The sequence below is a fragment of the Streptomyces sp. NPDC101165 genome, from assembly GCF_044768135.1.
GTDB lineage: Bacteria > Actinomycetota > Actinomycetes > Streptomycetales > Streptomycetaceae > Streptomyces.
In genome coordinates this window covers 1-15,475 of record NZ_JBIWPG010000002.1, presented here as the reverse complement: position 1 = coordinate 15,475, position 15,475 = coordinate 1, and the positions used below count along the sequence as shown (strand labels likewise).

General features: G+C 69.0%; 18 protein-coding genes. 7 read left to right on the top strand and 11 right to left on the bottom strand.

The genetic code is table 11. The features are described from left to right. Positions 1-10 precede the first annotated feature (10 nt). From ACIRVH_RS03615 to ACIRVH_RS03595, 5 genes are all read right to left on the bottom strand, one after another. Complete coding sequence (locus ACIRVH_RS03615; RefSeq protein ID WP_403947856.1) at positions 11-721, bottom strand: hypothetical protein; 711 nt, start codon at positions 719-721, stop codon at positions 11-13. 270 nt (positions 722-991) lie between these two features. Next, complete coding sequence (locus ACIRVH_RS03610) at positions 992-1,849, bottom strand: fumarylacetoacetate hydrolase family protein (protein WP_403947855.1); 858 nt, start codon at positions 1,847-1,849, stop codon at positions 992-994. Positions 1,850-1,988: 139 nt separating this feature from the next. Beyond that, complete coding sequence (locus ACIRVH_RS03605) at positions 1,989-2,705, bottom strand: YidC/Oxa1 family membrane protein insertase (RefSeq protein WP_403948722.1); 717 nt, start codon at positions 2,703-2,705, stop codon at positions 1,989-1,991. Positions 2,706-2,983: 278 nt separating this feature from the next. Beyond that, positions 2,984-3,310 carry a DUF6412 domain-containing protein gene (locus tag ACIRVH_RS03600; RefSeq protein ID WP_403947853.1) on the bottom strand — a complete coding sequence of 109 codons (327 nt, stop codon included), beginning with the start codon at positions 3,308-3,310 and terminating at the stop codon, positions 2,984-2,986. Between the two features lie 42 nt (positions 3,311-3,352). Further along, positions 3,353-3,880 (bottom strand): winged helix-turn-helix transcriptional regulator, encoded by a 528-nt coding sequence (locus tag ACIRVH_RS03595; protein WP_403947851.1) that lies wholly within the window; start codon positions 3,878-3,880, stop codon positions 3,353-3,355. 68 nt (positions 3,881-3,948) lie between these two features. On the opposite strand from ACIRVH_RS03595, the gene ACIRVH_RS03590 reads away from it, so the two are divergent. Continuing rightward, a complete protein-coding gene (locus ACIRVH_RS03590; RefSeq protein ID WP_403947849.1) occupies positions 3,949-5,358 on the top strand; it encodes an MFS transporter in 1,410 nt (469 codons plus the stop codon). A gap of 53 nt (positions 5,359-5,411) precedes the next feature. Here ACIRVH_RS03590 and ACIRVH_RS03585 read toward each other — a convergent pair whose 3' ends face one another. Further along, positions 5,412-6,182 carry a class E sortase gene (locus ACIRVH_RS03585; protein WP_403947847.1) on the bottom strand — a complete coding sequence of 257 codons (771 nt, stop codon included), beginning with the start codon at positions 6,180-6,182 and terminating at the stop codon, positions 5,412-5,414. 238 nt (positions 6,183-6,420) lie between these two features. On the opposite strand from ACIRVH_RS03585, the gene ACIRVH_RS03580 reads away from it, so the two are divergent. Next, entirely contained in the window at positions 6,421-7,896 is a 1,476-nt protein-coding gene (locus ACIRVH_RS03580; RefSeq protein WP_403947845.1) for a beta-1,6-galactanase, read from the top strand. Here the strand turns inward: ACIRVH_RS03580 and ACIRVH_RS03575 are convergent. Together ACIRVH_RS03575 and ACIRVH_RS03570 are read right to left on the bottom strand one after the other, a co-directional pair. After that, positions 7,886-8,647, bottom strand: a complete 762-nt coding sequence (locus ACIRVH_RS03575) for a TIGR03943 family putative permease subunit (RefSeq protein ID WP_403947843.1) — start codon at positions 8,645-8,647, stop codon at positions 7,886-7,888. The genes ACIRVH_RS03580 and ACIRVH_RS03575 overlap by 11 nt on opposite strands. Continuing rightward, positions 8,644-9,687, bottom strand: coding sequence for a permease (locus ACIRVH_RS03570; RefSeq protein ID WP_403947841.1), 1,044 nt, complete (start codon positions 9,685-9,687; stop codon positions 8,644-8,646). The genes ACIRVH_RS03575 and ACIRVH_RS03570 overlap by 4 nt, the downstream gene beginning before the upstream one ends. Before the next feature lie 161 nt (positions 9,688-9,848). Here ACIRVH_RS03570 and ACIRVH_RS03565 point away from each other — a divergent pair, with 161 nt between their 5' ends. Beyond that, positions 9,849-10,862 carry a hypothetical protein gene (locus ACIRVH_RS03565; protein ID WP_403947840.1) on the top strand — a complete coding sequence of 338 codons (1,014 nt, stop codon included), beginning with the start codon at positions 9,849-9,851 and terminating at the stop codon, positions 10,860-10,862. Positions 10,863-10,908: 46 nt separating this feature from the next. Here the strand turns inward: ACIRVH_RS03565 and ACIRVH_RS03560 are convergent, their stop codons facing one another. Both ACIRVH_RS03560 and ACIRVH_RS03555 read right to left on the bottom strand, forming a co-directional pair. After that, positions 10,909-11,400, bottom strand: a complete 492-nt coding sequence (locus ACIRVH_RS03560; protein ID WP_403947839.1) for an HNH endonuclease — start codon at positions 11,398-11,400, stop codon at positions 10,909-10,911. Further along, positions 11,336-11,872: a YDG/SRA domain-containing protein gene (locus ACIRVH_RS03555; protein ID WP_403947838.1), complete on the bottom strand. Its 537-nt coding sequence runs from the start codon at positions 11,870-11,872 to the stop codon at positions 11,336-11,338. The genes ACIRVH_RS03560 and ACIRVH_RS03555 overlap by 65 nt, the downstream gene beginning before the upstream one ends. 128 nt (positions 11,873-12,000) lie before the next feature. On the opposite strand from ACIRVH_RS03555, the gene ACIRVH_RS03550 reads away from it, so the two are divergent. Then, positions 12,001-12,663: an HAD family hydrolase gene (locus ACIRVH_RS03550; protein WP_403947836.1), complete on the top strand. Its 663-nt coding sequence runs from the start codon at positions 12,001-12,003 to the stop codon at positions 12,661-12,663. On the opposite strand, the gene ACIRVH_RS03545 is transcribed toward ACIRVH_RS03550, so the two are convergent. Further along, positions 12,644-13,921 carry a transcriptional regulator gene (locus ACIRVH_RS03545; protein WP_403947835.1) on the bottom strand — a complete coding sequence of 426 codons (1,278 nt, stop codon included), beginning with the start codon at positions 13,919-13,921 and terminating at the stop codon, positions 12,644-12,646. The two genes, ACIRVH_RS03550 and ACIRVH_RS03545, sit on opposite strands and share 20 nt — an antisense overlap. Before the next feature lie 192 nt (positions 13,922-14,113). On the opposite strand from ACIRVH_RS03545, the gene ACIRVH_RS03540 reads away from it, so the two are divergent. The 3 genes from ACIRVH_RS03540 to ACIRVH_RS03530 all read left to right on the top strand — a co-directional run. Further along, entirely contained in the window at positions 14,114-14,605 is a 492-nt protein-coding gene (locus ACIRVH_RS03540) for a hypothetical protein (RefSeq protein ID WP_403947833.1), read from the top strand. Positions 14,606-14,694: 89 nt separating this feature from the next. Next, a complete protein-coding gene (locus tag ACIRVH_RS03535) occupies positions 14,695-14,919 on the top strand; it encodes a DUF397 domain-containing protein (RefSeq protein WP_403947832.1) in 225 nt (74 codons plus the stop codon). Positions 14,920-14,999: 80 nt separating this feature from the next. Further along, the coding region (locus tag ACIRVH_RS03530) for a hypothetical protein (RefSeq protein WP_403947831.1) at positions 15,000-15,475 on the top strand (476 nt) is incomplete at its 3' end.

Sequence of the window (15,475 nt, the reverse complement as noted above, 5' to 3'; positions counted from 1 at the left end):
GCGGCGCGGCTCAGGCCACGGCTTGACCGCCGCGCCGCGCCGGGCAGTCGCGCAGCAGCTTCCTGATCTGCCCGGCGCGGTCGTTACCCGGGAGCAACTGATTCATGCGGCGCTGAAGCAGGTCCCTCGTCTCCTCGTCCAGGAACTCGCAGTGCCCCCTGAAAACCTCGCGCAGTGCCTTGAGCGCCCAGTACTCGTTGAACGGTTTGTCCTCGGACACCGCCGCCTGGGCGAGTGCGCGTCCCCACGCCGGGTCCGGATTGGCGTACAAGTACGCGGCGGCGGCCAGCCGCAACCCCCGGTCGCTGCTCCGGAGATGGCTCTCGACGTCGAAGTCCCGGGCGCCTCGCAGCAGTCCGACCATCTCGTCCACCACGTCGGACATCGCCTGTGTCCTGGCCTGCCCACTCGACATGGTCCACCGGATCTCGTTGTACCGTGCCGCCAGCCGGGCGACAGGGTCGGCCGACGCCGGCACGGCGGCCCGGCCGCCCGGCTGTGCTCTGCTGAGCGCCTCCCTCACCCCGTCGGCCAGATCGTCCGCGGTCTCCTGATGCCTCGCCTCGACCTCCCGCGTCTCGCGGATGGCCTCCTGCGCCGTACTCCGAGCTTCCTCCACCTGGCGCTTCAGGGTGATGCCGAATCCGGAGATCTCGGAGAAGAAGACGCCGAGAAACACCAGGATCACGAGGCCGAGGACGACCATCGGAGGATCCGTCATCTGCGGGTGTCGACAGACCGTGACGACGTTCCCGTTCGAAGCCATCTGCTGGTCGCACACGTCGGTGGTGAAGAACAGAACAATGGCCGCGCCCGCAGCCAGTGCCACCAGCACAGCCGCCGCCCACCGGAACGGCCTGACTCCTCTCCGACCGGTCGTCGAGGTCTCATCAGCTCCCGTCGCGGCCATCCCCCACCCTTCGGCACTGCCGGCAACGGCGCCATGCTTGCCCGCGGAAGTGCCGCTTGGCAAGCACGACGCCCCAGCGCCTCAGGCGTCCTTGAACTCCTGCCGCTGACGCCCGAGCCCCTCGATCTCCAGCTCCACCACGTCCCCGGCCCGCAGGAACGGCTTCGGCTCGGGCTGACCTAGCGCGACACCCGCCGGCGTACCGGTGTTGATGACGTCGCCGGGGTACAGGGTCATGAACTGGCTGACGTAGCGGACGACTTCGCCCACCGGGAAGATCTGGTCGGCGGTGCTCCCGTCCTGCTTCAGCTCCCCGTTGACCCACAGCCTGAGCGGCAGGGCCTGCGGGTCGGCGATCTCGTCGGCGGTCACCAGCCACGGCCCCAGCGGGTTGAACGTCTCGCAGTTCTTCCCCTTGTCCCAGGTCCCGCCCCGCTCGATCTGGAACTCCCGCTCGGACACGTCGTGCGCCACCGCGTACCCGGCGACGTGCGCGAGCGCCTCCTCGGCCGACTCCAGGTAGCGGGCCGTACGTCCGACGACCACGGCCAGCTCCACCTCCCAGTCGGTCTTGGTGGACCGGCGCGGCACGAGCACGGTGTCGTTCGGCCCGACGACCGTGTCCGCGGCCTTGAAGAAGATCACGGGCTCGGCAGGCGGCTCGGCCCCCGTCTCGCGGGCGTGGTCGTGGTAGTTGAGCCCGATGCACACGACCTTGCCGATCCGGCCGAGCGGGGGCCCGATCCTGAGGCCCTCCGCGTCCAGCGCGGGCAGCTCACCGGCCTCGGCCGCAGCCCGTACCCGGCCGAGCGCGCCGGCGTCCGTGAGCAGCGCCCCGTCGATGTCGTCCACGATCCCCGACAGATCCCGCAGGGTCCCCCCGGCGTCGAGCAGCGCGGGGCGCTCAGCCCCTGCCGTACCGACTCGCAGCAGCTTCATGGTCACAATCTCCCTCGATCGCGGGCGCCCGCCAATGGGTGCAGCCATCGGAGGACTGGTCGATCCTCCAATCCGGCTGTCCAGTCTGCAAGACCCTGTTCACGGACTGGACCGTAACCAGAGCCCCCCAGGAGGCGGCTCAGCGGTAGAGCGCGGCCCGCTCCACCGCGCTCCACGTCGTGCTGGTGACGACGTACAGCGCGGCCGCGAGCGGCATCACCGCCACGGTGACGAGCGTGAAGAAGGACATGAACGGCATGACCTTGTTGACCGCGCCGAGCCCCGGCACCTGCTCTCCCCCACCGGCGGTGACCGTGCCCGGGTTCTTGGCCATCATCAGCTTGGTGCGCCGGTAGTTGAAGGCCGCGACGGCCGCGACGAGGGCGAACAGCGCGAGGTAGACGAGTCCGGCCGCCCCGAAGACCCCACCGCCCGAGAGGGCGTCGGCCCAGCGTCCGCCGAGCGGCGCGGCGAACAGCGAGTGGGTCAGCAGCGTGTTGGCCTCGCCGCCGATCGAGGTGTTGGAGAAGAGGTGGTAGAGGAGGAAGAAGGCGGGCAGCTGGAGCAGGCTGGGCAGGCAGCCGGAGAGCGGCGACACCTTCTCCTCGGCGTGCAGTTCCAGCACCGCCTTCTGCAGCCGCTCGGGGTCCTTGGCATGCTCCTTGCGCAGCTCGGCGATTCTCGGCTGGAGCTCGGCCCGGGCGCGCTGGCCGCGGGCGGCGGCCCGGGACAGGGGATGCACGAGCAGTCGTACGAGCGCGGTGAACAGGACGATCGCGGCGGCGGCCGCGGAGGCGTGGAAGAGCGGCTGGAGCAGGTCGGCGAGCTGCTCGACCAGGCGGGCGAAAACGGACATGAACGCGGACATGGCGGGACCCTCCGTGCAGGGGTGTGTCGTCGTGCCGGGGTGACCGGAGATGGCAGGGCGGCATGACGACCCGCGCGGGGGCAGGGGTGACCGGGGTCGGCCGGGACCGGGTGTGACCGGGTTCGGCCTGGCCGGGGTTGACCGGAGTCGGCTGGCTGGGCCAGGTGGGCCCTCACCGTCGGAAACCGGATGTCACCGAGTCCGCCGGGGACCAGCCGTGACCGAGTCCGGCGGGAACCAGGTGTGTGACCGGGTTCGGCCGTGCCCTACGCGCAGATCGTCGCGAGGGCGTGTCCGGGTGCCCGGGGCCGGCGGCGTCCCGAGGCGTCGGGGTCGCGCTGGGGCAGGAAGGCCGTACGCCGGGCACGGTCGCGTATCGCCGTACGGACCCGGGTGGGCGGGACGGCGGGTGCGCAGCGGGCGGCGACGAGCGAGCTCGCGGCGAGCGCGGAACCGGCGGCGGCGGTCGCGGCGAGCGCGACGGTGGTGGAGAGGCTGCCCGTGTCGAGGAGTGCGGCCTGGAGCAGGAGCAGATTCACCAGAACGAGCAGCAGGGCGACGGGACGCGCGCCGACGACACGACTGCGATCCACTTCCTCCCCCTTCGCTGACCTGCTGTTTCTGCTCGCTTCCGGTTATACAGGATCGATCTCCAGGGGCTCCAGGAGCCTCTTCGGCTTGAGCAGCGCCCTGCTGACCGGATCCGCCGGGTCGGGATCGAGTCCCGGGCCCGGCATCAGTACAACGTCCGCGACGGGCACGACGGTTCCGCAGGCGGGACATTCGCCGTACGGCCCGAGTTCGGTGCCGCACTCCGCGTGCCGGAAGGACCGCAGCCGGCTCGCCTGGAAGTTCTCGCGGCCCCAGAGCGCGAGGGCCCGCAGTGCCGGCCACAGCGCGATACCGCGCTCGGTGACGACGTACTCGTCGCGCGGTGGCGAATCCTGGTACCGGCGCTTGTCGAGGATCCCCTCCTCGGTGAGCGTCTTGAGCCGGGCCGAGAGGACCGCGCGCGGGATGCCGAGGTGGACGAGGAAGTCGTTGTAGCGCCGGACGCCGTAGATCGCGTCGCGGACGACGAGGAGCGTCCACCGCTCGCCGACGACCTCGAGCGCGCGGGCGATCGAGCATTCCTGCGTCGCATAGTCCTTGCCCAGTGCCATGGCGTCCACCTTAGCCACTTTCCGACATCTTGGTTCAATGACTGAACCTACGGTGTTACGGTACATCCATGCCTAGGTTCAATGAAAGAACTCTCACCGCGCGGCGTACGGCCGCGCGACCGGACACCCACCCCTCGGCACCCCCGCACCGCCCCCGGGCGACCCTGGCTCTGACCAGCGCCGCGACCGGCGTGGCCCTGATGACGTACACGGCGCCGGCGGTCTCCCTCCCGGACACCGCGGCCGCACTGCACACCCCCCTCTCCGCCCAGGCCTGGCTCCTCAACGGCACCCCGCTGGGCCTCGCAGCCCTGCTCCTGGTGGCCGGCAGCCTGGCCGACGACTACGGCCGCCGCCGTGTCTTCCTCGCCGGCACCCTGGCCCTCGGCCTCACCACCGCACTGAGCGGACTGACCACCTCCACCTGGGCCTTCACCCTGACCCGGGTCGCCCAGGGCGCGGCGAGCGCGGCGATCCTGGCCAGCAGCCTGGGCCTGATCGTGACGGCCTTCCCGAGCCCACGCGGCCGGCTGCACGCGACCGGTGTGTGGGGTGCCTTCGTGAGCGGTGGCATAGCGGTCGGCCCGCTGGTCTCGGGCGCGATACCGAACTGGCGGCTGACCTACGTCGTCCTCGGCGCGGCCACGCTGGTCGTGGCCGGTCTGGCACTCGGCCGGCTGTCCGAGTCCCGGGCGCCGAGGGGCGGGCGTCCCGACGTGCTCGGCGCCCTCACCTTCGGGCTGGCGCTGGTGGCCCTGGTGGCCGCGCTGACGCTGGGCCGGGACGGATGGCTGCGGGCTCCGGTCGGCCTGCTGCTGGCGGCGGCCGTGGTGCTGCTCGGGCTGTTCGCACTGGTGGAGACCCGCGTGGCGAAGACCCCGATGATCGACCTGGGCCTGCTGCGCCATCCCCGCTTCCTGGCCTCCTCCGCCGGCGGCCTGTTCACCGGGCTGACCGTGATCGGCCTGTTCAGCTTCCTGCCGGCCCTGTTGCAGCAGGCCCTCGGCATGTCCGCGATGGACACGGCGTGGCTGTTCCTGCTCTGGTCCGGCGTCTCCTTCACCGTCGCGCTGCAGGCGAAGCGGCTGGCGGGGCGGGTGGCACCGCGCCGGCAGCTCGCGGCCGGCTTCCTGCTCCACGCGGTCGGCGCGCTGGCGATGCTGGGCGCGATCGGCGCTGGCTCCTGGACGCGGCTGCTGCCCGGACTGGTGCTCGGCGGCGTGGGCAGCGGCCTCCTGAACGCAGCCCTGCCCCTCCTGGCGGTGGAGTCGGTACCAGCCGGCCGGGCGGCCATGGGCTCCGGCGCCCAGCAGACGTTCCGCTACATCGGCTCCTGCGCGGGCGTGGCCCTGACCATCGCCCTCGTCACGTCGTCGGGCGGTGGCCTGGCGCGGGGCGCGGACGTGGCGATGGTGGTGTCGGCGGGTCTGGCAGCGCTCGGCGCCGTGGCCGTGTCGGTGCTGCGTGAGCGGGCGTGAGAGAAGGCCCTTGAGCCCGGCCTACCCCCTGGGTCGGACCCCGGGACTGCGGCCTACCCCCTGGGCCGCATCGACACCAGCTTCCCCCAGACCACCAGCCGGTAGCGCGAGGTGAACTCGGGGGTGCAGGTGGTCAGGGTGATGTAGTAGCCCGGCTGGTCGTACCCGTAGGAGGGCCGGACGAGCGACCGCGGCACGGGGCGTACGACCCCGGAGTCCCGGGAGGACGTCTGCGGAAGGATCTTGTCGACGGCGTACGTGTACGTGGCCGACCCCGTCTCCACCTGCAGGGTGTCCTCGGGCCGGAGCCTCGGCAGGTACCGGAAGGGCTCGCCGTGGGTGTTCCGGTGCCCGGCGAGCGCGAAGTTCCCTGCCTGGCCGGGCTGTTGGGTGCCCGGGTAGTGGCCGACATACCCCTTGTTGAGGACGTCCGGTTTGCTCACCCCTTCGGCGACGGGGACACGGAGATGCAGCCGGGGGATGGTGAGGACGGCGTACGCCTGGGAGCGACGGGGCGTGCCGGAGACGAGGACGGGGGTGTACGGCCGCTGCCGCGCACGGCCGGGAGCCTTCGTGGCCGCCGGCGCCGACGCCGATGCAAAGGGCGCGCCACCCGAAGCGGAGCTGCCGCTCCCCCACTCCTTCTCCAGGGCGGCGACCTTCCGCTCGGCCCCCTGCCGCGCCTCCCTGTTGGTCCACCACAACTGGTGTACGACAAGCAGCATGAGCACGGCCCCGACGGTGACGAGCACCTCGCCGCCACCCCACAGCCCCCGCCGCCACCTGGCCCGCCTGCGCCGATCACGGTGCTGCACGACACGCATCCGCACACCCACCTCCCAGGAGCCGCCCGCACGATAGGGCGAGTCGGGTGAACTCACCAGAGCCGTAAGGCCTCCGGCCGCTGACATCGGCTTCCTCAACGGGTTTTAGAAAGGGCTGTCACAACCCTCGACAACCTCCAACGCCACACCCGATGCTTCGTGTTGGCATGCGGGGGGACGAGTCGACGCCGGTCCGGGAACCGGTGTTCGAGCCGCACGGAGAGGCAGAGAAGAAGCCATGATCCGACGCAGAACGCTGCTGGCCGCCACGGGCGGCGGCCTCCTGGGCAGCGCCCTGGCCACGGGCACGGCCCGCGCCGACGCCACGATCGCCGTCAACCCGTCGACGACCTACGGCACTTGGGAGGGCTGGGGCACCTCGCTCGCCTGGTGGGCGAACGTCTTCGGCGCCCGGGACGACTTCGCGGACCTCTTCTTCACCACCAGGACGACGACGTACAACGGCACGGCGCTCCCCGGCCTGGGCCTCAACATCGCCCGCTACAACCTGGGCGCGTGCAGCACGAACAGCGTCGGCGGCGAGTCGATGGCGGCCTCCCCCAACATCCCGTCCTTCAAGCAGATCGAGGGCTACTGGCAGGACTGGAACAACGAGGACCCCACGTCCTCGGCCTGGAAGTGGACTGCGGACGCGACGCAGCGCGCGATGCTGGTGAAGGCGACGGCGCGAGGCGCCACGACCGAGCTGTTCGCCAACTCCCCGATGTGGTGGATGTGCCTCAACCACAACCCCTCCGGTGCCTCCGGCGGCGGCAACAACCTCCAGTCCTGGAACTACCGCCAGCACGCCTCACACCTCGCGGCGGTGGCCCTCTACGCGAAGCAGAACTGGGGCGTGAACTTCGCGACGGTGGAGGCCTTCAACGAGCCGTCGTCGTCCTGGTGGACGGCGACGGGCACCCAGGAGGGCTGCCACATGGACGCGACGCTCCAGTCGGCCGTACTCCCGTACCTGAGAACCGAGTTGGACAAGCGCGGCCTGACCGCCACGAAGATCTCGGCATCGGACGAGACGAGCTACGACCTGGCCCGCACCACCTGGAACTCCTTCTCCGCCACGACGAAGGGCTACGTGAACCGGGTCAACGTCCACGGCTACCAGGGCTCGGGCGGCCGCAGGGACCTGCTGTACACGGACGTGGTGAGGACGGCGGGCAAGGCCCTGTGGAACTCGGAAACGGGAGACAGCGACGGCACGGGGATGACCCTGGCCGGCAACCTCCTCTACGACTTCCGCTGGCTGCACCCCACGGCCTGGGTCTACTGGCAGGTGATGGACCCGAGCGCGGGCTGGGCGATGATCGCGTACGACGCGAGCACGCTGCAGCCCGGGGCCGTCCAGACCAAGTACTACGTGATGGCCCAGTTCAGCCGCCACATCCGCCCGGGGATGACGATCCTGGACACGGGCGTGAGCTACGCGGTGGCGGCGCTGGACAAGTCGGCGAAACGCCTGGTGATCGTGGCGGCGAACACCTCGTCCTCGGCCCAGACACTCACCTTCGACCTGTCTCGCTTCACCACGGTGACGGGCGGGACGGGCGGCCTGGTCCCCCGCTGGAACACGGTGACGACGGGCGGCGGGGACCTCTACACCTCCCACTCGGACACGAACCTGTCCGGCAGAACCGTGGCCGTGCCCTTCGCGGCGAGGTCGGTGCAGACACTGCAGGTCGACGGGGTCACCGTGTAGCCCCGAGGCTCAGGGCCCCGGGAGGGAGCGAGTCCTGGTACGCGTTCCACGGGCGGGGCACCTTCTTGACCGTACGGACGTCGAGCGCGACCGGCGCGGACCTGGTACCCAGCTTTCCACCCGGGTGCCAGGTCCCGGTGACCGTCACCCAGGTGTTGGCGGGCAGCTCGGGACCGCCGTAGATCCGCACCTTCACGGACTGGGCGTCCGCGGCGCAGCAGTTGAGGATGACCCGGGTCAGGTCCCAGCTCCCGCCCGGCTCTCCGGGTGTGACGAACCCGGTCATCAGGATGCTGCGCCCCTTGACGTCCTGGTCGTCCCGGTCCTGCTGTACCCGGCTGGTGAAGTCGGAGAGGGTCATGGGGACGGGCGAGGTGGCGGGGAGCGGATCGAAGTCGCTCTCCTCGGCGATGACCTTGGGAGGCTGCCGGGAGGCGGTGTAGGCGCCGAGGGCGGGAGGCGCGTAGAAGAGCAGGTTGAGCGCCGGGAGCAGGAGCAGCCAGGCGACACGGGGCAGGCCGGAGTGATCGTGCCCGTGCCCACCGTGCCCCTCTTCTCCCTCCTCCTCTTCCTTCTGCTTGTCGAGCACGGCGCCGGCCAGGCCCAGCAGGAGCAGCACCGCCCCGGAGGCGATCAGCAGAGGCTGCATCCCCTCCTTGACGTACCTCAGGTACAGGTCGGTGAAGAGGGAGACGTGCAGCAGTCCGAGCCCGCAGAGCACGAGCAGGAGGGGCTGGAGGAATCGCTTCACAGCAGCACCCCGCCGATCACCGAGCTGCACGCGACGGCCACGACGACGGTGGCGGCGGAGAACCGTACGGCGAAGGCCCGCCCGAAGGTGCCCGCCTGCAGGGCGATGAGCTTCAGGTCGACCATGGGCCCCACCACCATGAACGCCAGCCGCGCGACCGGCGGGAACCCGGTCAGCGAGGCGGCCAGAAAGGCATCCGCCTCGGAACACACGGCGAGCAGCACAGCCAGACCCGCCAGGAAGAGCACGGACAGCCAGGGCGCCCCGGCGAAGGTGTCGAGGACGGAGCGGGGAACGGCGACATTGAAGGTGGCAGCCGCCATGGCCCCGAGGACGAGAAACCCGCCGGCGTGCAGGAAGTCGTGCTGGAACCCGAGCCGGAACTCGTTCCACCGGCTGTGCCCCTCCTGGTGCCCGGTGTGCCGTACGGAGGGCCGCAGCCACTCCTCCCGCCCGAACCGGAGCCAGAGCCACCCCATGACGACGGCGGCGGCGAGCGAGGCGAGCAGGCGGGCCAGCACCATGGCGGGGTTCCCGGGGAACGCGATGGCGGTGGCGGTGAGCACGACCGGGTTGATGGCCGGAGCGGACAGCAGGAAGGCGAAGGCGGCGGCGGGTGCGACCCCACGCCCGATCAGACTGCTGGCGACCGGCACCGAAGCGCACTCACACCCGGGCAGGACGGCCCCGGCGACACCGGCGACCGGTACGGCGAGCACCGGCCGCCGCGGCAGCATCCGGGTGAACACCCGCTCCGGTACGAACGCGTTGATCGCGCCGGACAGGGCCGTGCCGAGCAACAGGAAGGGCAGGGCCTGCACGGTGACGGCCAGGCACACGGTCCGCCAGGCCTGCACGGCAGGGGCGTCCCCCCAGCGCCCGAGGAGAACGACGGCCGTGCCGGGCACGACGGCTGATCCGATCAGCAGAAGCGGCCAGTACCGGCCCCGCTCCTCCCGCCTCTCGCGGTCTCCCGCACCGTCCGCCACGGCGCCGACCGCCGCCTGCTCCTCGGCGACCAGGGCGCCTGTGTTCTCCATGCCGACTCCGCTTGTCGATGTCAGCGTCGACGATAGCGGCCCATATCGCCCCTCACGCCATCTCCCGCGCGCCCGGACCCACTTCCCACCTCCCCTTTCTCACCTCTTTCCCTCCCCTTTGCGCCTCACGTTTGTCACCGCCCGGCAGTACGGTGTCACCCATGCGCCCCGACACGTCTGCCGAGAATGTCGACCACACCGCCGAGGCGGCACGCCTGGAGCGGACCTCCGGCCTGTACCCCGAGGACGCCGAGGCCCTGCTGCTACGCGCCGCGGCCCACCTCGAACTCTCCGGCGATCGCCCAGCCGCGACGACGCTCTACGACCGTCTGCTGTCCGAGCCTGCTTCGCTGGAGAACCCCCACCTGGTGCGGGCCCTGAAGGCGTCGAACCTCTGGGAGTACGACCACGAGGCGGAGGCGAGGGCGATCATCGACGGAATCCGGGCATCGGCGCCCCGCGACCCGGCCCCCTGGGTGATCGTGGCCGAGTCCCTGGAGTCGCACGACGAGCTGCAGGCGGCGGCGGAGACCTTCACGGAGGCGGCGAGCCTGCTCCTGACGGACGACTCGGAGCCCCCCTACTCGACCCACCCGATTCTCTTCGGCCGCCACCGCGTACGCAGGATGCTGGGCCTGGCCCACGACGACTGGGACACCCTGGCGGACACCCTCCACTCGTCCCCGGTCTCCCTGGACGAACTCCACGACCCGAAGCGCGTGTGGTCCCTGGGCTCGGACAACCCCGCGGAACTTGAGGCCGAGATCTCCCGACTGCGGGCGGAGCTGGGCGCATACCGGGAGGCCCTGTCCCGCCCCTTCCCCGTGGCGGTCCTGCACTGGCCGGCCGACGAGCTGGGCGAACTGCTCTCGGCGTACCCGGACCTGACCGACGAGTACCCCTCCCACCCCGAGCACCTCACGACCATAGAGTCCTCGCTCCGCGAACTGTCGTCCTCGGGCACCCCGAACCTTGGCATCGTGACGGGGACCGTGCCGTCGTACGAGGCGTTCGCGGCGTCGGAGGGGGCGTCGCCGGGGGATGTGGCGTTGCTGCCGCAGTATGCGACGACTTTGGCTGCGCGGGGGAGGGCTGTGGTTTGGCCGCCGCAGCGGGGGGCGGTTTGTTGGTGTGGGTCGACGCAGGTCTACGGAGGGTGCCACGGGGCCGAGTAGGGACCTCGCCCCCGAAATCAGGCCTACACATGGGCAGGCCCCGGCCTCACACCTGGCTGGGGCCCCTCTCTTCCTGCCACCAGTCCCTGTGATAGCGCACGTACTCCTCGTACACCCTGTGCTTCTTGTGCCTCTTGAGCGTCGGCCGTATGTTTTCGCCGAACATTCCAGCACGCACGATGATCGACCAATCGTCACCGATGACGATGGCACCGATATCGAGGCGCACGTGACAGTTAGGGCAGAGACAGAGGATGTTCCTCTCAACATCCGGCCCATTATGGGGATTACCCAACGGCCTTATGTGAGCACCTTCACTGTAAGGCTTTCCATCTGGCCCCATCAACCGCATCTCGCATATTTGACACTCATGCTCGTACAGTTCTTTGATACGCTGCGCCGCAGCGGCATCGCGCACAATCCTCTGAATGCTGGTTGTGCGTGTCGCGGGGAACCGTTCACTGTCCAGATGCTCAAGATTGCCCGGGTCGACGGAAGTCTGTTCCGACCCCTCCTTGAGGAGCTCCTCCTGCCTCACCAGCACGTTCTATGCGAGAGCCGTCGGGGGCTGGCGACTTGGAGAAGGCCGTGCGAGACGCGGTGATCTGATACAGACCGTCATACCTATAGTTTCCGGGCAATGAATAGCGCGAGTCCCCCTCAGGCCCACGGAGGATCCGAATGGGATACTCTCGCTCGAAGCTGAGCTTGAGCGCAGCGTTATCCCGGTACTCCCAAGACTGGCTTCGCAGTAGCCTCTTACCGTCCTTGCTCTTATCTTTGTCCGGAGAGGCGCCGGTGTACTTGATCGATATCCAGTCGTCTTCGTCGTCCTCGTAGCCGCCGTTCAAGACGATCGCGTCCGCAACGTAACTGCCGTCGGTGTCTTTCAGCCGCGAGATGCCCCGCATGGTGTCGCTGTGCAGGTTGGCTCGCTTCACATCCGTCCGGCGCGGGAAGACCGCACCAGGGACTACGCCGTCTATGTGACCGATGACTCGCTCTCCCATCGCCCCATGGTGACCCAGGTTGATCACTCATGTCACACCTGACGCGCGAAGTTGGCTGATCGCGGATGCTGCACGTCTATCTAGCTCTCGGCGGCAGAGGACTTATCCCACGTCGGTACCCTGCCCCCATGATTCGCGCAGTCGTCTTCGACGTAGGTGAGTGCCTCGTGGACGAGACCCGGGAGTACGGGACCTGGGCCGACTGGTTGGGGGTGCCACGGCACACGTTCCATGCAATGTTCGGGGCCGTGATCGCGCAGGGGCGGGACTACCGGGAGGTCTTCCAGGAGTTTCGGCCCGGGTTCGACCTGTATGCGGAGCGGGAGAAGCGAGCCGACGCGAAGCAGCCGGAGACGTTCGGGGACGAGGACCTGTACTCGGACGTCCGCCCAGCCCTGTCCGCGCTGCGAGCCGACAGGCTATGGCTCGGTATCGCTGGGAACCAGACCGTGCGGGCCGGGAAGATCTTGCGAGAGTTGTTCTCACACGACGTCGATCTGATCGGTACGTCGGACGACTGGGGGGCCAGCAAGCCCGACCTCGGGTTCTTCAAGAGGGTCGCCGAGACCGTGCCGTTCGACGTAGACGAGATCCTCTACGTCGGGGATCGGTGCGACAACGACATCCGACCCGCGCGGGAGGCCGGCATGCGGACCGCACTTGTGCGTCGCGGGCCCTGGGCCACGATCCAGTGGAACACCGATGAGGCCAGGGAGTTGCCAACCTTCCGTGTCGAGAGCCTCCTGGAACTGCCGAAGCTGATCAGCAAGTTCAACGGCCCAGGGCACTGAGCGTTGTCGTCCAGTCGTACAGACGGTCGTCGAGGTCACGGACACAGCGCGCATGCTGGTGAGGACTGAGCGCGCGGCGAACCTCGCGTACTCGGTCCATGCCGGTGGCGTACCAGGTGATCGCCAGCTGATCGAGGGCCTGCTCCGCGTACCCGCACGCCTGCTCGGGATTTCCCGATGCTGCCTCCACGGCTGCCAGATCGCCGTAGATCACTGAGCGCTGTTTGTCCTCGGCCGGCGTCATCGAGGCCAGGGCGTGGAGGAGGCTCTCGCGGGCCTGCGGAAGGTGCCCCGCGATCATCTGAGTGTTGCCCTTGAAGGCTGCCAGACGGGCCGGGGAGAACCAGTCCATCCAATCCCGCGACGAGTGGTCATTACCGGCTGCCAGTACGTCCTCGGCGTGACCGATCAGGTTCAGTGCTGTACGGGTGTTCCCGCACCGGGTTTCGCATTCAGCCTCCACCGCGTCGAGCCAGGCAAGGAACTCGGCGGAGGCAGGAGCACGACGGGCGTATGTACGGGCCGCTGTCATGCGCTCCAGGGCTCCGTCACGATCCGCTACCCAGCCCGGGACGAAGGCCATGTGGGCGAGGATCGCCGAGCCGAGCAACGAGTCGTCGGCTTCCCCAGCGGCCTGCAGGGCAAGTAGGAGTGTGCCGTTGGCCCTGCTCGGTTCACGGAGATCGAAGAACTCGATCCGTCCTGCCAGGAGGTGCGTCTCGGCCAGGGCTGCGGCCACCGTGCGACGAGTCGAATCCGTCGTCTCCGGCAGCAAGGCACAGCCCAGAGTTGCGTGAGCAACAACAGCTGGGTGCAACTGGGTTGGCGTGACCGACCAGTAAAGCCGACGATGAGAACGAGTGACTGCCTGGAAGTCGGCTCCGGCCGTGGAGGGTTGTGACGCTGCACCGGGTCGACGAGGCAGCGTCACCAGCCCCTGTGTCGCAGCGTCACCGGCGATCAGGGGCCGCCGCGAGTGACCAGTCTGCTGCGATCCGCCAGAACTCCACGGGGGTGCGAAGCCAAGCGCCTCCATGCTCTGACCTAGCAGGTGAACCAGCATGCGCTGGCAGTCCGGCTGCGGCCAGGGAGGAGTATCCGACTCCCAGCGCCGGACCTGCCGTACCCCGATCGACAACCCTCGAATGCCCATGTCCTTGGCGTGCCGAGTGAGGGCATCGGCCAGATCTTGCTGCGAGTTGAACCCGGCGGCTACGCGAGCAGCTTTGAGTCGGACGTTGCCTGTGGGCCTGGGCACTTGGGACACCTCCTGCTGCTGACTCCTCCAACAGTCCCACACAGAGTCCCTTGTTGAGCAGCCTTTACCTCAGAAGGGGCACCCAAGGCCCTCCTGGAGTCCCTCCAGCGACCCTTCCAAGTCCTCGAATATGTCTACTGCTTCCAGAACGCTGTGTGCCGTACCTGATGGAACCCAGGACAGGAGTCAGGCGTGGATACACAGGAGGCGTTGGACAGGGCCATTGCAGCGTGGCTCGCCCGGGCCCATCCAGCGCCCGAGCGGGCAAGGGCCGAGTGGGCAATCCAAGGCGTCGCACTCCTGCCTCTCGGCGATCGGTTTGCCGCAGTGCGTATGCCAGCCGACGTGGTTCATGCCGCTGTGGCTTCATGCGACCGGGACAAGGTCGCGGCCTCTCTCGGCGAGTTGCTGGGCGGTTCCATCATTTACGACCACCGTGTCACGGGCGGGACTTACTACGCCCTGATCCAAGGGCACGCTGGTCTGGTCTGGGCATACGACGACATCGCGACATGTCTCGGGCACGGCACCTACCTCGGAGTGCCACGACTCGACCAGCAACAACCACCCGGCACGTACTGGGTAGTTCCGCCTCGCTACGAGGGCGACCTGTGCGCACCGCGATCGATCATCCCGCTGGTCGAGTTAGGCCGGTCCCGACTGCCCCCCTGCGCCGAGGCCTGAGGATCCCGCCTCCTCCCCGATGAACTCCCGCCCACCTAGGGCGGCGGCGGTCAGTCATGGCCGCGTTAGCTGAGCAGGAAGGTGCAGTGATGCTGGACGGAACCAAGCTGTACGGGCTCGACATCAGCGGGGCCTCCTTCGCGAAGGCCTGCGGAGGTCCCTGCACTGAGGGGTGCGTAACCCTGGCCCGGATCGGCAACGACGCCTGGGCGCTGGGGAACAGCAAGCGGCCGGATGTGGAGCCGATGCGGTTCACCACCGAGGAGCTGGACGCAGCCGGCATCGATCCGGCGAGGTTCGGGCTGCCTGTCTGATCCCCCCTGGCCGGTCCCGGCTCCCGCATGGAACCGGGACCGGCCCTCCCTCGACCTTCGACGCCCGACAGGAACGACTGGTGCACTACCACGGCTATCTATGGGTCGGGGCGAAAGAGCGTTTTGACCAGGAGGCCCTCCGGCGGCCTCCGCATCCCGTGGCGCCTCCGGCCGGAAGCAAGCCCGAGCTGACCCAGCGCTATCGCGAGGTGGCGGCGGCGTTCACGACCGTGGACCTCCCTCCGCTGGAGACGGCTTACTGGCTCGTCAAACCGCGTTCCCTGGTTCGTGACACGTGGGATGAGGCGAAGGACGCGGCCTCCTGGATCGCAGCGCGCGTGGCCGAGTACGCGCCCCGGTTTGCCTCCGAATGGGAGCGTGGCTTCATCGAACTTGCCGTATCGGTCAACTTGGCTGTCGAGAAGCTGAGTTCCGGGGGCGATGTGTCGCTCGGGTTCTATTACTCCAGCAGCGCTTTGACGTTTTCCCTGTTCAGGGGTGGTTTGGGTGAGTGTAGTGGGCTGATTGACGGCTCGTGTTCTCTTTCCCGGGCCGC